Here is a 14,729-nt window from a genome sequence, read left to right as displayed (position 1 = left end):
TTTATACTTTCTTTAGGATTGATTTAGGGGAGTTTTAGACACGGCCTGTATCATGAGGACAGAAAGGATGAAGAACCTTTCGCGCAGGCGGAGGAAGCCTGATCTTTCGATGACTGGAACGGAGGAGGTTGACATGCGAAAAAAATGGTTGGCGGCGGGTGCGGTGTTGGCCCTCGGGGTCATGATCTTCTTTGTCACCGTCTTTTCCGCGTCGGCAAGCGCAAAGGGATATGAGGTTTACAAAACGGCGCTGGAAAAGACGAAGGAAGCGAAGAGCCTGACGGCCGATGTGGACGTCCTCATCACCGACAACGGAGCGAAGTTGATGACGGGCCGTGCCAAGGTCAAACTGAACAAGGAGATGAAAGCCGGAAGCGTGGAAGCCACTTTCCGCGATGAATCCGGGGACGGATCCAAGCCTTTTTCCCGGCAGGTATACTGGCAGGACGGAAAAGTGATCTTCAAAGAGGGCGATGAGGATGTATATCGGTGGATGGAACATCCGAAGGGAGAAAAAGGAAGGGAGGGGCCTCCCGGCCGGGCCAAAGCGGCGGGTATCGTTGCGAATGTCCTGATGCGTTCGCTGCAGGATGATATGACGGTTGAGCGGGGACCTGACGGAGGAAAACGGGTGGAGCTCACGCTTTCCGAGCGGCAGATTCCCGCGTTTGCGGATGCGATCGGCGCCATGGTCATCTCCAAAGCGTCCCGTTCCCATTCGTGGGGGCCGGTTCGCGAGTGCAAGGTGGAGCTTCCCGAACTGACGAAGGAGGTCAAGGTCGAAGGCATTGATTTGACAGCGGACGTCGCTCCGAAAAATTCGCTTGAGCAGCAAACGGTCAAGATACGCATGACCGGAAACGATGATTCCGGAAAGCGTCACGAGCTCACCCTGCAGATTCGGGTCCGTTTTTCCGGAATTGGCGAGACGGTGCCGGAACGGATCGATCTGACGGGGAAGAAAACGAGGAAGATGGAAGCGGATCGGATGAAATTCGGGTGGCAACATTAAGAGTAAACAACCGGATCGCTTTGTGATCCGGTTGTTTTCGCAAAGCTGTGGTGTGAAAATGAAATCGGGGCTTGCCCATTTCGAAGCCCGGTGCTTTTTTCTTTCTGGGGATCACGTCCTTTTCTGAAGGAGCGGGACTCATGTCCATCAAAACGAGACTGCTTTTGTCCTATATCGCCATGACCGTGATACCCGCCGTCCTGTTCGCGCTCATCGCCTGGGGTCTTTCCTCCGCATTATTTCCCGATGCGGCGCGCACCGGGGATGGAAAACCCGCTTTTCGGGAAAAGTTCGAACGGCGCAACGAGTTGGTTGCCGGAGTCCGGTTCGTGGCCGGAACGGATCCGGACCGGTTTGCCGACCGAAAGTTCCTGAAGAGGGCGGATGAGCAGTTGAACCGGGTAAAAGCGGGACTCGTCGTCGTGCGGAACGGGCGCGTGACCTTCCATTCCCCGCTTGTGGACATCCCGCACCTCGATGACCGCCTCCGGGAGCGGTCCCTGGAGCCGGATCGGAGGCCGTGGGAAAATCCGATCGATGAACGGTTTGCGGTGGAAAAACACGATGTTTCCTTCAGTGACGGCACCAAGGGCGCTGTGTATGTTTTTTCGGACATCGGCTGGTTTGTTGAAAACGGAAAAAGGTTTTTCCCGCTGCTCCTGCTCTCCTTGCTGCTGGTCATCGGATCCACCAACGGAATCCTGACTTTTTTGGTTTCCCGCAGCATTGTCAAACCGTTGTCCCTGTTGAAAAGCGCAGCGGAACGGATCAAGGAAGGGGATTTGGATCAAGAGGTGCGATTGAATCGAAGGGATGAGATCGGGGAGCTGGGAGCGGCCTTCGAGGAGATGCGGCGCCGGCTGAAGGAGTCGATCCACCTCCAGTTGCAGTACGAAGAAAACCGAAAACAATTGTTGTCCCATATTTCCCACGATCTGCGGACGCCGCTCACCGGAATCAAGGCGTGCATCGAAGGCATCCGGGACGGCATCGCGGAGACCGGTCCGATGCGGGAAAAATATCTGAACATGATCGCGAAAAAAGCGGAAGACATGGAGCGCCTGATCGATGAATTGCTGTTGTTTTCCAAGCTCGATCTGAAGCGGGTTCCCTTTCACTGGGAAACGATTGACTTGGCGGCTTTTTTGCGGGACTTTGTGGAGGAGCTGCGCCTCGATCCGCGGATGAAAGGGGTTGCGATACGGTTTTCCACTCCCCGGGAACCGGTCTATGTCAAGGCGGACCGTGAGAAGCTGCGCAGAGTGATCATGAATATCGTCGACAACAGCCTCAAATACATGGACAAGGCGGAAAAGGAAATCCGTGTGGAACTGTCCGGAGCGGGGGAAGCGACGGTATGCCTCCGGGACAATGGTCCGGGGATTGGAGAGGAGGCGCTGGAACAGATTTTTGATCGCTTTTACCGGGGGGAACCCTCCAGAAATACCGCAACGGGAGGCAGCGGTCTGGGCCTTGCCATCGTGAAACAGATCATTGAGGAACATGGCGGACGGGTATGGGCGGACAGCCGAAAAGGAAAGGGGACGAGCATCTATTTTGCGCTGCCGAAGCTCGGACAGGGGGGGAGCGGCCATGAAGCGCATTTTGATCATCGAAGATGATCCGGTGATCGCGGAAGTGCAAAAGGATTATCTGGAAGCGAGCGGTTTTAAGGTGGACATCGCGGTCAACGGGGAGGAGGGTTTGGAGAAAGCGTTGGAGGAAGGGGTGGACTTGATCATTCTCGATCTCATGCTTCCGGGGGCGGACGGCTTTGAAATCTGTCGGCGGATTCGACGGGAGAAAAACATCCCCATTCTCATGGTTTCGGCAAAAAAGGAAGATGTGGACAAGATCCGCGGGTTGGGGCTGGGCGCGGACGATTATATGACGAAACCCTTCAGTGTCGGAGAGCTGGTCGCCCGGGTGAAGGCGCATCTTTCCCGTTACGAACGCTTGACCGCCGATGCGCGTGCGAAAGAGCGGAACGAGATCCGTGTGCGCGGAATCCGGATCGATCGGTGGTCCCGGAAGGTGTTTGTGAATGAAAGGGAAATCACCTTGACTTCCAAAGAATACGACCTGCTGCTCTTTTTGATCAGCCATCCCAACCGGGTGTTCAGCAAGGAAGAGCTGTTCGAGAAGGTTTGGGGCTTGGACGCCTTGGGGGACAACGCCACGGTGACGGTTCATATCAGCAAATTGAGGGAGAAAATCGAAGCGGATCCGTCCAACCCTCAATATATCGAAACGATCTGGGGCGTCGGGTACCGCATGAACGTTTAAGCGGGCTTGAGATCTTTCCGGGGAGGATACCGGTTATTGACAAAGTCTCGAGGGGACAGATTCTTCCGCTGGGGGGAGAAAGTCGAGCGGTGAATCCTGTCCCGACTTATTCAACGCAGGGCCGGCATCCTTCCGTGAAAGGTCTTTTTTTGTGCCTTCGGACGGGTTTTAGCCTTTTTTTAGATTCGGTTTAGAGCCGGTTTAGAAGCGCCCTTTATCATGGAGAATAAAAGCGAAGGGGGTAGAAGATGGTCAAGTTGAGCGTTACCCAGAGGCGTTGGTTGCTTACGATTCATCTGCTGTTTTCGGCGATTATGCTCGGCGTGGCGATGGTCTTTTTGATTTTGAGCATCGTTGCGGCCAATACGGAGGATGAAGGCATCCTCCAGGCGTGTTATGCCAGCATGCACATTCTGGCCAAGACTTCGGTTCGCGCGTCGACGATCGGCACCCTGGTTACCGGGATTCTTCTTTCCGTATTGACCCGGTGGGGGCTGTTTAAGCATTACTGGCTGATTGCCAAGGAAGTGTTGACGGCGCTTGCCATCCTGTTGGGCCCTGTGGGCATGTATTTCTGGACGCTGAAAGCCTTCACCCTGACTTCGTCGAAGGGGATGGGGGCGCTGCAGGATCCGGCTTTTCTCGTAAACCGTGAGCAGTTGTTCATCGGGATTGTTCTCCAAATCCTGTCCCTGGTTTCCATTTTTGTGATCTCGGTTTTCAAACCGTGGGGAAAGCGGACGAAGGAGAAGACCGTATAATTTTTGACAATCTCCTGTGTGTTTTGCCGGCCATTTCCTCCGCGCGGCATCGAGGTTGTCGCGGTGCCGGATGGTCGTGAGGCTCCTGTCCCCGACAGCGCAAACTTTAATTTGTTTGAACATTTTCGGCGTGCTATACTAAATAAAGACGGGCTTGGACCGAAGGAGGGGAGCGCCATCCCATCGCCGCATACCGTCCCGGTCGGCCCGCAGCAGGAATTTGGACAGGGGGAGAGGGTGCCCATGGCGCGGCAACAGGCGCGGAAGTCGCTTAAGCCGGTCAACCAGAAACCGAAATCTTCCGTCGAACTTTTGAGCGAATCGGAGCTGATGGAGTGCATCGAGAGCCTGTGCAACAGCAAGGCGGAAGAGTTTCGCTTTTACGGATACGAAAATGTGACGGGGGAGCAGGTGTGGGCCTGCGTGTCGGAAAATTACCGGAGGGGCTGGCCCCGGCTGAATCGCCTGGTGAATGATATCTTGTCCTTGAAGGCCACCCGCTTTATGAACTGGTTGATGATCAGCGTCTACAAATCGGATCCGATGAAGAAGTGAGCGGGTGAAGGGCCTGAAGACGCCATCGGAAATGCTTGCCGATGGTTTTTTCGTTTTCCTGCGGGGAAAAAATTGACACGGCTCTATCCGCTTGGGATAATGGGAATGGTTGTCTTCGCGTGAAGGAGGAGCCACAGTATGAAGGTTCGTTGGGGCAGGTTAGCGCTGTTTTTTGTTTTGGTGGCGGCGATCTTGTCGACGATCGCTCTGACCACCCGGGATATCCTGAACAACTTGACGCTGGGACTGGACTTAAGAGGCGGCTTTGAGGTGTTGTACGAAGCCCAACCCCTGGAAAAGGGGCAGAAGATTACCCCCCAAGTGTTGGCCGACACCGCTCAGGCGCTGCAAAACCGGATTGACGTTCTCGGGGTGACGGAGCCCGAATTGTCGGTGGAGCCGCCCAACCGGATTCGGGTGCAATTGGCCGGAGTGCCCGATCAGGAGGAAGCCAGAAGGGTCCTCGGCACTCCCGCGAAGCTCACCTTTCGGGACGAAAGCGGCAAGGTGCTTTTGACGGGTCAGGACCTCAAGGAAGGGGGCGCGGCCCAGGATTACGATGAGACGGGTCAACCCGCGGTCCGCCTCAAATTGAAGGATGCCGACAAGTTTGCCAGGATCACGCGGGAGCATGTGGGGCGGATCATGGCCATTTATCTGGACGAGAACGAACTGAGCGCTCCGGTGATCCGGGAGCCGATTCCCAACGGAGAGGCCATCATCAGCGGCAATTTCACGGTGGAGGAAGCGAAGGAGTTGGCCGATCTCCTCAACGCCGGAGCCTTGCCGGTCAAACTGGTGGAGAAACAGAGCTTTGCCGTGGATGCCAGCCTGGGGAAATTGTCCCTCCAGCAGAGCCTGGAGGCGGGTCTGTACGGCATCCTGGTCATTTTCATCTTCATCATCGGATATTATCGGTTGCCGGGACTGGTCGCGTCCATCAGCCTGATCGCCTATGCGTATCTCGTCCTCCTCACCTTTGTTCTGCTGGACGTAACCCTCACGCTGCCGGGGATTGCCGCCTTCATCCTCGGGATCGGAATGGCGGTGGACGCCAACATTTTGATGTATGAGCGGATCAAAGAGGAGATGCGCCACGGGAAGTCGATTCCCGCTGCCGTGAAAGCCGGCTCCCGCCGCTCCTTTCTCACCATCTTCGACGCCAACATCACCACGGTTCTGGCGGCGGCCGTCCTGTTCTATTTCGGGACCGCCGGCGTGCGCGGCTTTGCGGTCTCCCTGATTTTCAGCATCGCCGTCAGTTTCCTGACCGCCGTCGCCCTGTCGCGGATCCTGCTCAATCTGCTGGTTCGGGCCAACGTGGCCAAACGGCCGGGGTTGTTCGGCGTGAAGGGGGATGAGATCGGTGAGTTATAACTGGGATTTTGTGGGCAAGCGGAAGCTGTTCTTTCTGATATCCGCCATTTTGCTGGGAGCGGGTATTCTTTCCCTCCTGATTCAAGGGCTCAATCTGGGCATCGATTTCAAGAGCGGGACCCGGATCGACATCTCGGTGAAGCAACCCGTCGACGTGGAGCAGGCGAAAAAAGAATTTGAAAAGCTGGGATATGAACATCCCTCCGTCCGATCCGGCCAGGAAGGAAAGGTGTTGATCTTCCGGACGGATGAGGCGCTGGATAAAGAGAAGGTTCTTCAAATCCAGAAGCATTTCCAACAGGTCTACGGCGACAGCTTCGCCGGCTTTCAGGAGCAGCGGATCGATCCCGTGATCGGACGGGAACTGGCCCGGAATGCGATCATCGCCACGCTGCTCGCATCGATCGGCATCATCCTCTACGTGACCATCCGGTTTGAGTACCGATTTGCCGTTGCCGCGGTGCTGGCCCTGCTGCACGATGCCCTCTTTGTCATCGGGGCCTTTTCGGTTCTGCAGCTGGAAGTGGATGTGGTTTTCATCGCCGCGATTCTCACCATCATCGGATACTCGGTCAACGACACGATCGTCATCTTCGACCGGATCCGGGAGTTGATGGATCAGGTCAAGCCGAAGAGCTGGGAGGATTTGAGCCGGGTGGTGAACGTGAGCATCCATCAGACCCTCATCCGATCGATCAACACGGGGCTGACCGTCGTCTTTGCCGGCGCCGCCCTCTTCCTCTTCGGAGGAGAGAGCATACGCTACTTCTCCCTCGCCCTCTTGTTGGGCCTTTTTGCCGGGACCTATTCGTCCCTCTGTCTCGCCAGCCAGATCTGGGTGGTTTGGAAGTGGCGCTCCATGCAGCGGGTGAAGGAGCGGCCGGCCAACTGATTCCGAGGCGCGACGAGACGGCGGACAATCCTCAAAATTTGGGAGTGGCGAGGCGATTTTCCGTCGGCTTCACAAGTAGTCGGCGAAAAATCGCCTCCCCAGCCTGACCGCGGGTGCACCGCGGTTTTTTGTTCCAACAAGGCTTCACGGAGCGGAGGAACGATCCCCCTTCAATCCGATGCTTTGGCCAAGCCCTGTTGTGCTATAATGGAAGCGGCAAAGCGAGGTGATGGTTATTGCTGCGGCCCAAGACCCGCTGGCGGTTGGTGGAGGCGGACGAACAGCTTTCCGGCAATTTGGCGGAGACCCTGGGAATCCATCCGGTGGTTGCCCGAATTCTGGTCAGCCGCGGCATTGATAGTCCCGAGAAAGCGGAGCGGTTTCTGAACGTCGACCTTTCCCAGTTTTACGATCCCCTGCTGATGGATGAGATGGCGCCGGCGGTGGAGCGGATCCGTTTCGCCCTGGAGAAGGGGGAAAAGATCCTGGTTTACGGGGATTATGACGCCGACGGCGTCAGCAGCACCGGCTTGATGATGGGGTTGTTTCGCGGATTGGAAGCCGATGTTCGATATTACATACCCAACCGCTTCCGGGAAGGTTACGGTTTGAACCGGGAGGCCCTCCATCACGCGCGGGAGGCGGGGACGGATCTGATCGTCACCGTGGATACGGGGATCAGCGCGCTGGAAGAGGCGGAGGAGGCCCGGAAGCTGGGCCTGGACCTCATCATCACCGACCATCACGAACCGCCTTCGGCGTTGCCGGAGGCGCTGGCGGTGATCAACCCCAAAAAGCCGACCTGCCCCTATCCCTTCAAAGGTCTTGCCGGTGTCGGCGTGGCCTTTAAATTGGCTCACGCGCTCCTGGGGCGGGTGCCGGAGGAATTTTTGGAAGTGGCCGCCCTGGGCACCATTGCCGATCTGGTTCCCCTGCTGGATGAAAACCGGGTGATCGCTTCCCTCGGCTTGGAGCGGATGAATCGGCGTCGTCACCTGGGATTGACGGCGCTGATGGATGTCGCCGGAATCAAGGGAGACGTGAAATCCGGCCATGTCGGCTTTTTTCTGGGGCCGCGAATCAACGCCACGGGTCGTCTCGATTCGGCCGACCGGGCCGTCCGGCTCCTGCTGACAGAAGACCCGATCGAGGCCCAAAGCATTGCGGAAGAGTTGGATCGGATGAACCGGGAGCGGCAAAAGCTGGTGGAGGCCATTTATTCGGAGGCGGAGGCTCAGGTCCGGGAAAATCCCGAACGCCACCGGAGGGTGATCGTCGTCGCCTCCGAGGGATGGAACATCGGTGTGATCGGGATTGTCGCCTCCCGACTGGTGGAAACCTATTACCGACCGGCCATCGTGCTGGGAATCGAAGGGGAAACCGGCATGGCCAAGGGATCGGCCCGGAGCATCGAGGGCTTCGACATCTATCGGGCGCTTACCGCCTGTGCGGATTTGCTGCCGCATTACGGCGGCCATCCGATGGCGGCGGGAATGACTCTGCCGGCGGATCATCTTCCTGAGCTGCAGGAGCGGCTGACGGAACTGGCGGAACAATGGCTGACCGAGGAAGACTACGTTCCCCTGATGCGTGTGGATGCGGAGCTGGACCTGAAGGATGCCGGTCCCGAGCTGATTGCGCAGTTGAATCGGTTGGAGCCTTGCGGATACGGAAATCCCACGCCTTGTTTCCGGATTTCCGGAGCGGGAATGAGCCGGATGCAGGTGGTGGGTTCCGATCGGAACCATTTGAAACTCACCCTGACTCGACAGGGCCATTCCCTGGATGCGGTGGGATTCCGCATGGGGGACCTGGCAAGGGATATCGCTCCCCACTCCCGCCCCGACTGCCTGGGGGAGCTTACCTTGAACGAGTGGGCGGGCCGTCGCGTACCGCAATTGGTGATCCGCGATGTGGCGGTGGAGCATGTCCAGGTGTTCGATTGGCGGAGCAACCGGATCCCGGAAGAGCGCCTCCGGGCCGTCGCCTGTCGACCGGATGCCGCAATGTTCGCAGCCTCCCCGGGCGGAAGCGGAACGGCGGGCGCTCGCTTGTCCTGGGATATGGAAGAGATGCCGGATCTCACTTCCTTCAGGCGGATCGTTTTTGCGGATCTGCCCCCTTCGCTGGATCGATTCGAGCGGGTGGTCCGGGCCGCTTCCCGGGTGGAACGCCTCTATTTTGCCTATGGAGATGCTTCATTGGATCCGGTTTTTTTTCATGTTCCGGATCGGGAGCGGTTCAAACTCCTGTATGCCATTTTGCTGCGGAAAAAATGGGTTCATCCCAGGCTGGACCTGGAGGGACTGCATCGTCGGACCGGAATGTCCAAGCGGATGATCGCCTTCATATTAAAGGTCTTTTCCGAATTGGGATTTCTCGAGGGGGACGGTGAGCGGTGGAGCGTGGTGGAAAAGCCCGCCAAGCGCTCTCTGGAGGAATCGAGGACCTACCGCGATCAGCTGGAAAGGGAGCGGGTGTGGAACCGACTGGTTTATTCCTCTTACCGGGATTTGTGCGCCTATCTTTCCGCCATCACATCCCTCGACATCAGAATGGGAGGATCGGACAAACATGGATTTCAAGGAAAAAATTCGCGTGATTCCCGACTTTCCGCAACCGGGAATCCGGTTTAAGGACATCACGACCCTGTTGAAGGACGGAAAGGCTTTCCACGCGGCGATCGATACCTTGGTCGATCGGCTGAAGGAGAAGGAGATCGACGTGATCGTGGGACCGGAAGCGCGGGGATTCGTGGTGGGAGCCCCCCTGGCTTATGCGATGGGGGTAGGTTTCGTCCCTGTCCGCAAATCCGGCAAATTGCCGGCGGAGACGGTGGAGGTCGGGTATAGCCTGGAATACGGAAAGGATCGCCTGGCCATTCACCGGGATGCCGTCCAGCCGGGACAGCGGGTGCTCGTGGCCGATGATCTCTTGGCCACCGGCGGAACCATCTCGGCCACCATCGAACTGGTGAAAAAGCTCCAGGGGGAAGTGGTGGGCGCCGCTTTCCTCATCGAGCTCTCCTATCTGAACGGACGGGAGAAGCTGTCGGACGTGGATGTGTTGTCGCTGGTCACTTTCTGACGGGCCTTTCGGCGTGTCCCGCAAAAACCGGGAGGACGGCGGGAGACAGATCGAGGGGGTGCTTTGCGCACCCCCTTTTCCGTCAGGAGATTTGGAGAACGATTTTTCCGAATTGACGTCCGTCCTTCATGCGGTTTAAGGCTTCCGCCGCATCCTGCAGGGGATAGGTCTTGTCGAGGACCGGCCGGATGCGGTGTTTCTCAAAGAGGTTCAACATCTGCCCGAACTCTTCGTTATTGCCCATGGTGGACCCGAGAATGTCCAGTTGCTTCAGGAAGACGAAGGGCATCACCAATTGGGGAACGGGGCCCCTCGTCGCGCCGAAGGTGACAATTCTTCCTCCGGGCTTTGTCAGGCGGACCAGCTGGGGGAAGACTTCCCCGCCGACGCTGTCCACGCAGAGGTCTGCTCCGCCTCCGGTCGCTTTTTGTAATTCTTTGACCCAATTTTCGCTGTTGGAATTGACGCCCCCGGCGGCCCCCAGTTCCATCGCTCGGTTGAGCTTTTCATCGCTTCTGGAAGTGACGAAGACCCGTGCCCCCAGGGAGGAGGCGATGAGGAGCAGGAAGGTGGCCACGCCGCCGCCGATGCCCGGAATGACCACCACTTCCCCTTTCTGAAGGCGGCCTCGCGTCACCAGAGCTCTGTACGCGGTCAAGCCCGCGAGGGGGATCGCTGCGGCCTCTTCCCAGGTGAGATGCGTCGGTTTGGGGAATACGTTCTCCGCCGGCACCGCGATCATTTCAGCGTAGGTTCCATCCTTGGGAGAACCGAGGATGGTGAAGTCGGGACCGTTCACCCGCGGATTGTTTCCCCAGTTGAGGGAGGGATTGATGATGACTTCCTGTCCGATTTGAAATCCGTCGACCCCTTCGCCCAGGGCGGCGATTTCCCCCGCGCCGTCGGAACCCAGAATCGTGGGAAGCTGGACGCCGGGGTATTGGTTGTGGGTGATGAAATAATCCCGTCGGTTGAGAGCCGCCGTCTTCAGGCGGATTAACACTTCGCCCGGACCGGGCGTCGGATCGGGCACTTCTTCATAGCGCAACTTTTCCGGACCGCCGAATTCTCTCAGGACGATAGCCTTCATATCGAACCCGGTAATGGGCCGCTGCTTCGAAGTTGAAGCGGGCGGCCGTCGACCGGAAATCCGCCTCCTTTCGGAAAAAATTTTCTGATGACCGGTTTCGGATGGACAGGATGGATGGGTTGCTCGTCTTCACTGTACCACAAACCGGGTCAACTTTTCAGCCGCTGTTGCCTCCACCGCAGGTAGCGGTACCGGATGAAGCAACCGATGCAGAATCCCAGGATCGCCGTCAGGGCGGCGACGCCCACCATCAGGGCGAAGAGGAGGCCGACGACGGGCCACCCCGCCAGGAAACCGAGGAGGCTCAGGGAAAGGCAGAGGACGGAAATCCATTGGTTGAAACGCTGTTGGGCCGGGTCCTCCATCGGATATGCGGAGGGGGATTTGGAAAGCAGGGGTCGAACAAGGAAAAAGAGGGGGTTTTTCCCGGAGATCAGACTGTAAACACCCAAGGCCCAGGAGACGGCCAATATCCACGGCTGATTCAGAAGGAGGGCGAGGGCGACGGTGATCACCAGAAACCATTGGTTTGTCCGGACGAAGGGAAGGGGGATTCCATTCACACCAAATCACCACTTTTCCGATTTTATTTTACAACTTTTATTATACATCGAAAGAATCGGCCTTGAAAGGCATATCCGGTCGGACAGACACGGCGTTTCCGGGAGGTGATGGTATGAAAGGGACGGGGTTTCCCCCGGTGGTCCAGGTCGTGGGATATTCCAATTCCGGAAAGACCACTTTGATCTGCCGGCTGATTCCCCTTTTGACCCAAAGGGGGGTTTTGGTGGGAACCCTGAAGCATCATGCCAAAGCGTTGGATCTGGATCGGCGCGGCAAGGATACCTGGCGCCACCGGGAGGCCGGGGCCCGGGTTGTCTCCATCTCGGCGGAGAATCAGTCGGCGGTGTGGTACCGGGAGCCCCGGTCGATGGAGGAGCTCCTGACCCATTATGCCGGTCTGGATGTGGTTTTGGCGGAAGGCTTCAAGGAAGCGGGCTATCCCAAACTGGTCGTCCTCCGCGAGAGGGAGCATGTGAGCCTGTTGGAGCGATTGACCAACATCCGGGCTGTCGTCAGCTGGTTTCCCGATGATCATCCTTCCTTTCCCTGGTACGGGATCGACGAAGTGGAGGCGGTCGCCGAAGAGGTGCTTTCCATCCTGCGAGAACCTCCGGCATGAGCGCTTCGGCAAGGCCGTGCAAGTGTTGGGTTTGCTTGAAAAGATTTCTTAAAGAAAATATAATATTATCCGTAAAATTGCCGGAATCGTGCTTTTTCCCGTGATGGGACAATGATTCGGAAGAGGTGGGACCGCATGCGGATATCTCTCTTGCAAACGGATGTCGTCGCCGGTCAGCCGGAGGAGAACCGGAAGCGAATCGGCGAATGGATCAAAAGGACGGTGCGGAAAGAGCGTCCCGACGTGGTGGTTCTTCCGGAAATGTGGAACATGGGCTTTCTGTTTCCCCGGCTGGGGGAGTTGGCGGATCGGGGGGAACTTCCTCGGTGGTTGTCGGCGGTTGCGGCGGAGCACGGCGTTTATCTGGTCGCCGGTTCGATCGCGGAGGAGGAAGCGGGGGGCTTCTATAACGCCAGTTACATGTTTGCCCCCGATGGCCGGAGAATCGGGCATTATCGGAAAATCCACCTCTTCCGTCTGTTGAAGGAAGAAAAGTATCTGAAGCCGGGCGGCGGGCGCTGCCTTTTCCGGATCGGGGATGTCACGGCGGGAACGATTATCTGCTACGACTTGCGCTTTCCGGAGCTGGTTCGGTCCATGGTCCTGGACGGCATGCAAATTCTGTTCGTACCGGCGGGCTGGCCTCGTCCCCGCATCCGCCACTGGCGGATCCTGAACCAGGCGCGGGCGGTGGAGAACCAGATGTTCGTCGTGGCGGTCAACCGGGTCGGGGAAGAGGAGGGGACCTTGTACGGCGGCCACTCGATGGTGGTGGATCCCTGGGGCGAAATTCTCGCGGAAGGGGACGGGGAAGAGGCGGTTCTGACCGTGGATATCGATCCGACCGCCGTCCGACGCGTGCGCACGACCATCCCCGTCTTTGAGGACCGTCGGCCGGAGATGTACGATCGGAAATAGGGTTTTCGATGACAGCAACCATCGCATCATCCTTTGCAACCGGGAAGGAGAAGATGTCTGGATGAAACGGACCCTGGTCATGATGCTCGTTTTCGGTTTGATCTTTGTCGGCGGATGCTCCCTTTTGTCCAAGAACCCGGGTGCCGAAAGCCCGGACGGCAACGAAGCGGAATCGTTCCGGGCGGCTTCCGACATGACGGTATGCTGAAGGAAGGCCCCGGCAAATTGGCGGGGGACAAATATGACGAAGCGAAGCTGAAAAAGGAACTGGAGGGGCTTCCGAAAGGTTTGTCGGCGGAGGAGGCATACAACCGCCTCATCTATCTGCTGGCGGAGGATTACGGTCCAGTTGTGAAGGAGATTGAAAATTTCAGACCGGCTTTTGACGTGGGGGATCTTGAAGGTTCGGGAAAAGCTTCGGAAGAGAAAGGGAAAAAGCCGGACCGCGTCAACGTTTCCATTCTCCTGGACGCCAGCGGAAGCATGGCCGGCAAGGTGAACGGAAGGGTCAAGATGGATCTGGCCAAGGAGGCGATCCGGGATTTCGTGTCCAATCTGCCGGAGCAAAGCCGGGTTTCCCTCAGGGTTTACGGTCACAAGGGCAGGAACAGCCAAAAGGACAAGGAGGTCTCCTGCAACAGCACGGAGGAGGTTTTTGTCCTGGGGGAATATGATGAAAGCCGATTCTCAAAGGCTCTCGGCCGGTTCAAGCCCACGGGCTGGACGCCCTTGGCCTCCGCCATTCAGGGGGCGCAACAGGACCTGTCCGCGGAAAAGGGTGAAAACGTCAAGAACGTGGTATATGTAGTGAGCGACGGGATTGAAACCTGCGGCGGGGATCCGGTCAAGGCAGCCAAAGCGTTGCACGAATCGGATATCCAGGCCGTCGTCAACATCATCGGCTTTGACGTGGACAACGCCGGCCAGCGGGCTCTCAAGAAGGTGGCCGAAGCCGGGGGCGGGGAGTATCAGACCGCCCGCACCGGGGAGGATCTCCGAAGGCTGTTCGAGAAGAATCGGAATTCCATCGGTAACTTGTTCCGTACCACGGGGCGGGTGGGTAACCTCTACGAAATGAACGCATACAAGTTGAACATGATCGACGAGATCGAAAATCTGCTCGGAAGCAACCCGTTTGTCGGAAGCAAATTTCTGGAGGTTTACGACCGGGAGAACAAGCGGCTGATGGAAGCGGCGAATCTTTTGGTCTCCCTCGAGAAAATCGACGAGAAGAACCGGGATGCCCTGCGCGAGAAGATCGGCCACCGATTGAAGTTGATGCAACAGTATCGGGATGAGAAGAAGGAAGAGTTGCACGAACGATTGGATCAGGCCCTGGAGAAGGCCCGCCGGCAGATGGAAGAAAACATCGATGAGGCGTTGAACCCGTGAGGTTCTCCATGGGTTTGGCCGCGGTCTCTCTAATTATTGACCCTTGTGCCGACATCAAAAAAGGCCCGTATTACGGGCCTTGAGGCTGTTGACAAAGAAGGGTCAACAGCCTTTTTTGTTGAATTCGGAATAAAACAATTCCGAAGGAAGGTTTTTATATGTTCAGGACGAACCCA

The 14,729-nt window shown here is 57.4% G+C and carries 15 protein-coding genes; 13 read left to right on the top strand and 2 right to left on the bottom strand.

Translation table 11 applies throughout. The features are described from left to right. The first annotated feature begins 133 nt into the window (after window positions 1-133). The 9 genes from CLV97_RS13725 to CLV97_RS13690 all read left to right on the top strand — a co-directional run bounded on the left by CLV97_RS13725 (window position 134) and on the right by CLV97_RS13690 (window position 9,970). On the top strand, window positions 134-1,012 hold the full coding sequence (locus CLV97_RS13725) for a hypothetical protein (protein ID WP_106346099.1): 879 nt from the start codon (window positions 134-136) through the stop codon (window positions 1,010-1,012). A 140-nt stretch (window positions 1,013-1,152) separates the two neighbouring features. After that, window positions 1,153-2,634 (top strand): sensor histidine kinase, encoded by a 1,482-nt coding sequence (locus CLV97_RS13720; RefSeq protein ID WP_106346147.1) that lies wholly within the window; start codon window positions 1,153-1,155, stop codon window positions 2,632-2,634. Continuing rightward, window positions 2,606-3,298, top strand: a complete 693-nt coding sequence (locus CLV97_RS13715; RefSeq protein WP_106346098.1) for a response regulator transcription factor — start codon at window positions 2,606-2,608, stop codon at window positions 3,296-3,298. Before CLV97_RS13720 ends, CLV97_RS13715 begins: the two co-directional genes overlap by 29 nt. Before the next feature lie 248 nt (window positions 3,299-3,546). After that, a complete protein-coding gene (locus CLV97_RS13710; RefSeq protein WP_106346097.1) occupies window positions 3,547-4,059 on the top strand; it encodes a DUF2269 family protein in 513 nt (170 codons plus the stop codon). Between the two features lie 243 nt (window positions 4,060-4,302). After that, the gene (locus CLV97_RS13705; RefSeq protein WP_170070543.1) at window positions 4,303-4,614 is read left to right on the top strand and encodes a post-transcriptional regulator; all 312 of its coding nucleotides are present in this window, start codon (window positions 4,303-4,305) and stop codon (window positions 4,612-4,614) included. 138 nt (window positions 4,615-4,752) lie between these two features. After that, complete coding sequence (gene secD / locus CLV97_RS18245; RefSeq protein ID WP_170070542.1) at window positions 4,753-5,991, top strand: protein translocase subunit SecD; 1,239 nt, start codon at window positions 4,753-4,755, stop codon at window positions 5,989-5,991. After that, window positions 5,981-6,883 (top strand): protein translocase subunit SecF, encoded by a 903-nt coding sequence (gene secF / locus CLV97_RS18240; RefSeq protein ID WP_170070541.1) that lies wholly within the window; start codon window positions 5,981-5,983, stop codon window positions 6,881-6,883. Before secD ends, secF begins: the two co-directional genes overlap by 11 nt. Window positions 6,884-7,119: 236 nt before the next feature. Next, on the top strand, window positions 7,120-9,519 hold the full coding sequence (gene recJ, locus CLV97_RS13695; RefSeq protein WP_106346096.1) for a single-stranded-DNA-specific exonuclease RecJ: 2,400 nt from the start codon (window positions 7,120-7,122) through the stop codon (window positions 9,517-9,519). Continuing rightward, on the top strand, window positions 9,458-9,970 hold the full coding sequence (locus CLV97_RS13690) for an adenine phosphoribosyltransferase (protein WP_106346095.1): 513 nt from the start codon (window positions 9,458-9,460) through the stop codon (window positions 9,968-9,970). The genes recJ and CLV97_RS13690 overlap by 62 nt, the downstream gene beginning before the upstream one ends. 82 nt (window positions 9,971-10,052) lie before the next feature. On the opposite strand, the gene CLV97_RS13685 is transcribed toward CLV97_RS13690, so the two are convergent. Together CLV97_RS13685 and CLV97_RS13680 are read right to left on the bottom strand one after the other, a co-directional pair. Further along, on the bottom strand, window positions 10,053-11,060 hold the full coding sequence (locus CLV97_RS13685) for a zinc-binding dehydrogenase (protein ID WP_106346094.1): 1,008 nt from the start codon (window positions 11,058-11,060) through the stop codon (window positions 10,053-10,055). 149 nt (window positions 11,061-11,209) lie between these two features. Then, entirely contained in the window at window positions 11,210-11,623 is a 414-nt protein-coding gene (locus CLV97_RS13680) for a DUF4395 domain-containing protein (RefSeq protein WP_245891588.1), read from the bottom strand. Window positions 11,624-11,736: 113 nt separating this feature from the next. Here CLV97_RS13680 and mobB point away from each other — a divergent pair, with 113 nt between their 5' ends. The 4 genes from mobB (at window position 11,737) to CLV97_RS13665 (ending at window position 14,553) form a co-directional block, all read left to right on the top strand. Next, window positions 11,737-12,243 carry a molybdopterin-guanine dinucleotide biosynthesis protein B gene (gene mobB, locus CLV97_RS13675; protein WP_106346093.1) on the top strand — a complete coding sequence of 169 codons (507 nt, stop codon included), beginning with the start codon at window positions 11,737-11,739 and terminating at the stop codon, window positions 12,241-12,243. 135 nt (window positions 12,244-12,378) lie between these two features. Beyond that, window positions 12,379-13,161 carry a carbon-nitrogen family hydrolase gene (locus CLV97_RS13670; protein WP_245891587.1) on the top strand — a complete coding sequence of 261 codons (783 nt, stop codon included), beginning with the start codon at window positions 12,379-12,381 and terminating at the stop codon, window positions 13,159-13,161. A gap of 61 nt (window positions 13,162-13,222) precedes the next feature. Beyond that, window positions 13,223-13,369 (top strand): hypothetical protein, encoded by a 147-nt coding sequence (locus CLV97_RS18235; protein ID WP_170070540.1) that lies wholly within the window; start codon window positions 13,223-13,225, stop codon window positions 13,367-13,369. Window positions 13,370-13,386: 17 nt separating this feature from the next. Beyond that, window positions 13,387-14,553, top strand: a complete 1,167-nt coding sequence (locus CLV97_RS13665; protein ID WP_170070539.1) for a VWA domain-containing protein — start codon at window positions 13,387-13,389, stop codon at window positions 14,551-14,553. Window positions 14,554-14,729: the final 176 nt, after the last annotated feature.

Origin of the sequence: Planifilum fimeticola (assembly GCF_003001905.1) — a bacterium.
Lineage (GTDB): Bacteria > Bacillota > Bacilli > Thermoactinomycetales > DSM-44946 > Planifilum > Planifilum fimeticola.
Note: the sequence above shows the minus strand (reverse complement) of the source record. Positions and strands in the feature narration are given on the sequence as shown.

Excerpts from the sequence above, each read along its gene's own strand:
- CLV97_RS13725 (WP_106346099.1), top strand. The coding sequence starts at position 134 with ATGCGAAAAAAATGGTTGGCGGCGGGTGCGGTGTTGGCCCTCGGGGTC.
- CLV97_RS13720 (WP_106346147.1), top strand. The coding sequence starts at position 1,153 with ATGTCCATCAAAACGAGACTGCTTTTGTCCTATATCGCCATGACCGTG.
- CLV97_RS13715 (WP_106346098.1), top strand. The coding sequence starts at position 2,606 with ATGAAGCGCATTTTGATCATCGAAGATGATCCGGTGATCGCGGAAGTG.
- CLV97_RS13710 (WP_106346097.1), top strand. The coding sequence starts at position 3,547 with ATGGTCAAGTTGAGCGTTACCCAGAGGCGTTGGTTGCTTACGATTCAT.
- CLV97_RS13705 (WP_170070543.1), top strand. The coding sequence starts at position 4,303 with ATGGCGCGGCAACAGGCGCGGAAGTCGCTTAAGCCGGTCAACCAGAAA.
- secD (WP_170070542.1), top strand. The coding sequence starts at position 4,753 with ATGAAGGTTCGTTGGGGCAGGTTAGCGCTGTTTTTTGTTTTGGTGGCG.
- CLV97_RS13690 (WP_106346095.1), top strand. The coding sequence starts at position 9,458 with ATGGATTTCAAGGAAAAAATTCGCGTGATTCCCGACTTTCCGCAACCG.
- CLV97_RS13685 (WP_106346094.1), bottom strand. The coding sequence starts at position 11,060 with ATGAAGGCTATCGTCCTGAGAGAATTCGGCGGTCCGGAAAAGTTGCGC.
- mobB (WP_106346093.1), top strand. The coding sequence starts at position 11,737 with ATGAAAGGGACGGGGTTTCCCCCGGTGGTCCAGGTCGTGGGATATTCC.
- CLV97_RS13670 (WP_245891587.1), top strand. The coding sequence starts at position 12,379 with ATGCGGATATCTCTCTTGCAAACGGATGTCGTCGCCGGTCAGCCGGAG.
- CLV97_RS18235 (WP_170070540.1), top strand. The coding sequence starts at position 13,223 with ATGAAACGGACCCTGGTCATGATGCTCGTTTTCGGTTTGATCTTTGTC.